This is a genomic window from Legionella tunisiensis (assembly GCF_000308315.1).
In the GTDB taxonomy this organism is placed as follows: Bacteria; Pseudomonadota; Gammaproteobacteria; order Legionellales; family Legionellaceae; genus Tatlockia; species Tatlockia tunisiensis.
Window position 1 is genome coordinate 1 of the sequence record NZ_CALJ01000186.1, and the last position, 5,384, is coordinate 5,384.

Consider the following 5,384-nt stretch of genomic DNA (forward strand, 5'->3'; position numbering starts at 1 on the left):
TTAAAGTATTGCGCAATTCCTACACTTGCAGCACTTCGAGGCCGTGCTTTAGGTGGTGGTTGTGAATTGATGATGCATTGCGATGCAGTTGTTGCATCTTTTGAGGCTTATCCTGGCTTGGTAGAGGTAGGGGTCGGCCTTATTCCTGCTGGCGGCGGCTGTAAAGAAATGGTGATGAGAGCTGCTGCTAAAGCACAAGAAGCGGATTTAATGCGTTTCTTGCAACCTTATTTCCAACAAATCGCGACAGCAGTTGTTGCTGGCAGTGCACCTGAAGCCAAGCAATGCGGTTACTTGCGTGAGAAAGACAGTTGGGTGATGCACCATAATGAAGTACTTTTTGCAGCACTTGCACACATTCAAGCAATGCAAGCTGCTAATTATCAGCCACCGCTGAAAGCCCGGTTTAAAGTTGCTGGACGAGAAGGACATGCACGTTTGCAGGCTGGGTTAGTCAATTGGCTTGAGGGCAATTTTATTTCTCAACATGATTATTTTATTGTCAATCAACTTGCTTACGTACTTTGTGGGGGGGATGTTAATGAGGGTGAATTAGTTGATGAAGCCTGGTTACTGCATTTAGAAAAGCAAGCCTTCATGACCTTAGCGGCAACAGCATTATCTCAGGATCGTATTTCCCACCTGTTAGAAACTGGCAAGCCATTGCGCAATTGAGGAGACTTAACCATGACAAATATATATATAGTAGATGTATTGCGTACTCCTGTTGGTAAAGCGCCACGGGGTGTGTTTCGCCATACTTTGCCAGATGAGCTTCTTGCACACACAATAAGAGTTTTGAAGAATCGTAACCAACATGTTGATTGGCAAGTTATTGGTGATGTAGTCATTGGTTGTGCAATGCCAGAAGCTGAACAAGGCATGAATGTTGCGCGAATTGCATCCTTATTGTCTGATATGCCGCAATCGGTGCCAGCAATGACTATTAATCGTTTTTGCTCCTCTGGTGTGCAAAGTATTGCGACTGCGGCGGCATCAATCAACCAGGGAGATATGTCGCTCGCACTAGCTGGTGGAGTCGAAAGTATGTCCATGGTACCTTTGGGTGGTAACAAGTACACTGTAAATCCCGCCATTTTTAACAACGAACATGTTGCCATTGCTTATGGTATGGGTATTACGGCAGAAAATGTTGCCAAACGCTGGGAAGTTACGCGCGAACAGCAGGATGAATTTGCTGCAGAGAGCCATCGACGCGCAATTACAGCACAACAACGAGGTGATTTTCGCGCAGAAATAACTCCAGTGGAAATCACGGAACGTCATGCTGATCTGGCGTCTTCAGAGGTTATAAGTAAAAAACGTATGGTAAGTGAAGATGAAGGACCACGTGCAGATACATCTTATGATGCAATAGCGCGTCTACGTCCAGTTTTTGCTGCTAAAGGGACTGTGACAGCGGGCAATAGTTCACAAACGAGTGATGGAGCCGCTATTGCTTTGTTAGCGAGTGAAGAGGGATTAAAGCAATATGATTTACAGCCCATGGGACGTTTATTGGCCTATGCCGTCGCCGGAGTTCCCCCTGAAATTATGGGAATAGGCCCTATTAATGCAATACCTTTGGCTTTGAAAAAAGCCGGTATTACTTTAGAACAACTAGATTGGATCGAACTCAATGAAGCCTTTGCTGCACAAGCTTTAGCTGTCATTAAGACACTGGATTTACCTCTCGATAAGGTAAATCCTTTGGGTGGCGCTATTGCTTTGGGGCATCCATTAGGAGCCACAGGAACAATCCGGACTGCTACTTTATTGCATGGTTTACGGCGTACGAAAGGACGTTATGGCATGGTTACTATGTGTATAGGAACCGGAATGGGTGCTGCAGCAATATTTGAAGCAATATAGAGTCTATTGCCATTCCTACTATCTTGATCGAAAAGCATTGATTTCCTGTGCTTCGCTGCACGTAAATTAATGCTTTTCGACTCACGTCAAACGAATTAACCTCTTTTGAAAAATCAATAAAAATTTCAATTATTTTCTTGTTTTTATACCGGTATCACCGGAATATTACAGAAAACTGAAGAAGCACAAAAATAAACACAATGAAAATCTGCTATCCTTTAAAGAAATTTTTTTAGGGGAGATTTTTTATGCCAAAAAAGGACTCAAATTCAATAGATAGCTTGCACTTAGATACCAAACAGCAAACCTGCGAACGAAAACACCCTATTTTCTTGTTAATCAAATCATTAAAAGATAACTATGACACTTATGCAGAGATGATTGCTAAGAAAGAAATAAAGAGTGGAACAATCGAGAAAACATTTTATGCAATACCAAAAATCGATATTCCAGAAATGAAAGACAGCTCGTCCTATAAATCGTGGGATAAGTTTATTCGTAAAATGCAAAATTTTCTGGATGGAAAAAATCCAGATTATATTGCTGAACTAACTAAACTGGAGTCGAAATTGCAAAATGAGGAAGCCAAGCTACAAAGGGAAAATCCAAATGTCGATTTGAATGCTTTATTTGAAAAAATTTTAGAAAATTTTGAAGAAAAAGCTGGTTTCTCGTCATTAAAAATAATAGAAAAAAACGCAGGTGTGTTAACAGCAGATGTATTTTTCGAAATGGTTCGTAAAGGTCATCCACTCACTGACTTAGGTGCCTCTGAGCAGCACGGAAAATTATCACATCGATTGCAATTCTTTTATTAGGGCAATATTTAAAAGAACATTTATCCGAATTTTTTAAAGAAGAGGACTTAAGAAAGATCGTTCTGGATATCAATGAGCAAAAGCTTCCGAGACCCAATAATTGGGGGAAAGATCAGATTATTACGGTTGAAGAACTTAAAAACAATCCTACGGTATTCGTCTCCATATATTGTCGATTGCTAGGAGAAAACGATTTTAATCAATGTTTTGATTGGGATAAATTTATAGAAAAACGCAAGGCATTAAATGAAGCACTCAACCCAGGTAAAGCTTCACTAAATACGGATAAAGACAAGGGTATTGTTCCGGAACGTTTCAATGCGCCTACACCTTGGGATAAATCGTTAGACAATTTAGGCTATGTACCTTACGGTAGCATTCCTTCTGCATTTGGGTTCTTACAATATTTAGGCTGCTTTCCTGATTTACCACAGCTAGGTAAACCGAATGTAGAAGGAGTAAAAAAGGATACCCACCTGAAAAAGGTGTTAGATACGACGCCTAGAGTCAATCCTCTTGAACCCTTTCAATCAAAATCCAAACAAAAAACTATACCTCGCATTCTAAAGCAGGTCTTTTATTTAAACCTAAACAAGATGAGCCTGCTCAAAAGCAAGTAAATGTAGGAAAAAATCTAAAAAAGGGCCCAACATAAATGACGTGGTCTAATGGATCTGAACCACCTCCGTCAAGAGACAATAAATTTTGCAGACATTGCCTATAATCATTGATAGATCAGTCTATAAATAAGCCAGGTTCATTATGGATGCCATGCTCTTGGAACAAATTCATCAACAATTAAAACAAAGTACGCTGGAAGAGCCACAGCCAAAAGCGAATGAAGTGTTAATTAAAGTACATGCCTGCGGTATTTGTCGAACCGATTTACATGTTATAGATGGTGAGTTAACAAACCCTAAACTTCCTCTTGTTCCCGGTCACCAAATTGTAGGAACGATTAAAAAACTAGGTAAGCAGGTTAAAAACGTTGTTATTGGTCAGCGAATTGGTGTGCCATGGTTGGGTAGTAGTTGTGGTACTTGTCATTTTTGCTTAACTGGTCGTGAAAATTTATGCGACGAAGCAAAATTTACTGGATATCAAATTGATGGTGGGTTTGCCGGTTATTGTGTAGCTGATTCACGTTTTTGTTTTCCTATTCCAGAAGGGTATCCTGATCATCAAGCGGCACCTTTATTTTGCGCAGGTTTAATTGGTTATCGCGCTTTATTAAAAATAGGAAATGCACAACATGTTGGTATCTATGGCTTTGGCGCTGCAGCACATATTCTTATTCAAGTAGCACGTTACCAACAACGAAAAGTTTATGCTTTTACTAGCCCGGGTGATCTGGCTGCTCAGGATTTCGCTTATCAGTTAGGTGCTGTTTGGGCGGGAAGTTCAGAGGAGTCACCACCGCGTCTTCTTGATGCAGCAATTATTTTTGCTCCTGTTGGTGAACTGGTTCCAATTGCACTTCGTACTACAGAGAAAGGGGGAACGGTAGTTTGTGCAGGTATCCATATGAGTGACATACCAAGTTTCCCTTATGCTGATCTCTGGGGAGAGCGGACCTTGTGCTCCGTAGCTAATTTAACTCGAAAAGATGGTGAGGAGTTTTTAGCGTTAGCTCCCAAAATACCTATTAAAACAGAGGTTCATACTTATCCATTACATGCCGTCAATCAAGCCTTGGATGATTTACGCAATGGGCGATTTACTGGGGCCGCAGTTATTGTTATATAGCTAGGACCCTAGTAAACCACGAATATGGGCTGCAACACAGGCTCCTAAACCCTCTAAAGCATAACCACCTTCTAAGACAGATATCATACGTCCTTGGCAATATTCCTCAGCAATAGCTTTAATTTTTTGTGTGATCCAGAGGTAGTCATTGGGGGTAAGTCTGAGATCAGCCATAGTGTCATCAATATAAGCATCAAAACCAGCCGAGAAAAAATGAGTGAAGGGGCAAAGGATTTAATTTGCTCCAACCATTGTCCAGTTACCTTCGCACGAAATTGCTCACCTGTTGTTCCAGCAGCTAAGGGAATATTGAGAATATGTTGGTTTTTTGTTTCGGCACCACTAAAGGGATAAAAAGGATGCTCGAAAGAAGAACAATATAAGACTCTTGGTTCGGCCTGAAAAATATCTTCAGTCCCATTGCCATGGTGAACATCAAAATCAACAATAGCAATGCGTTGTAATTTGTAGGAATTTAACGCATAGGCGGCTGCGACAGCAACATTATTAAAGAAACAAAAACCCATCGCTTTATTGTGTTCTGCATGATGCCCGGGAGGACGGACATTGCAAAAGACTGCTTTGGCTTCACCTTTCATGACTAAATCAACACCATATACGCCTGCGCCGGCTGCGTAAAGAGCTGCTTTGAGCGAATAAGGATTCATCCATACATCTGGATCTAAGGGAATTAGGCCTTTTTGTGGGGAAACATTAAAAATAAATTCAATATAATCAGGATCATGGACAAGTTGCAATTGCTCTTTAGTCGCACGAGGAGCCTGGTAATAGTTTAGATGCTCACTTAAACCACAACGAATTAACTCATCTACTATGACTTGTAGCCGAGCTGGTTGTTCCGGGTGAGTTGCTCCCATATGATGTAATAGACAATCTGGATGAGAAATAAAAGCCATAGACATTTGAATCATCCTTGAGGTTCTGGTT

At 40.9% G+C, this 5,384-nt stretch carries 5 protein-coding genes and 1 pseudogene; 5 read left to right on the plus strand and 1 reads right to left on the minus strand.

The window, feature by feature from the left end; all coding sequences use genetic code 11:
- The 5 genes from BN58_RS24485 to BN58_RS11200 all read left to right on the plus strand — a co-directional run.
- The coding region (locus tag BN58_RS24485) for an enoyl-CoA hydratase/isomerase family protein (protein WP_040916461.1) at window positions 1-675 on the plus strand (675 nt) is incomplete at its 5' end.
- A gap of 12 nt (window positions 676-687) precedes the next feature.
- On the plus strand, window positions 688-1,872 hold the full coding sequence (locus BN58_RS11185) for an acetyl-CoA C-acyltransferase (protein ID WP_019216904.1): 1,185 nt from the start codon (window positions 688-690) through the stop codon (window positions 1,870-1,872).
- 248 nt (window positions 1,873-2,120) lie between these two features.
- Window positions 2,121-2,690 carry a LirA/MavJ family T4SS effector gene (locus tag BN58_RS11190; RefSeq protein ID WP_019216905.1) on the plus strand — a complete coding sequence of 190 codons (570 nt, stop codon included), beginning with the start codon at window positions 2,121-2,123 and terminating at the stop codon, window positions 2,688-2,690.
- Window positions 2,691-2,866: 176 nt separating this feature from the next.
- Entirely contained in the window at window positions 2,867-3,310 is a 444-nt protein-coding gene (locus tag BN58_RS11195; protein WP_019216906.1) for a hypothetical protein, read from the plus strand.
- A gap of 142 nt (window positions 3,311-3,452) precedes the next feature.
- A complete protein-coding gene (locus tag BN58_RS11200) occupies window positions 3,453-4,436 on the plus strand; it encodes a zinc-dependent alcohol dehydrogenase family protein (RefSeq protein ID WP_019216907.1) in 984 nt (327 codons plus the stop codon).
- Here BN58_RS11200 and BN58_RS24490 read toward each other — a convergent pair.
- Window positions 4,437-5,368 (minus strand): annotated as a pseudogene (locus tag BN58_RS24490) (histone deacetylase family protein).
- Window positions 5,369-5,384 lie beyond the last annotated feature (16 nt).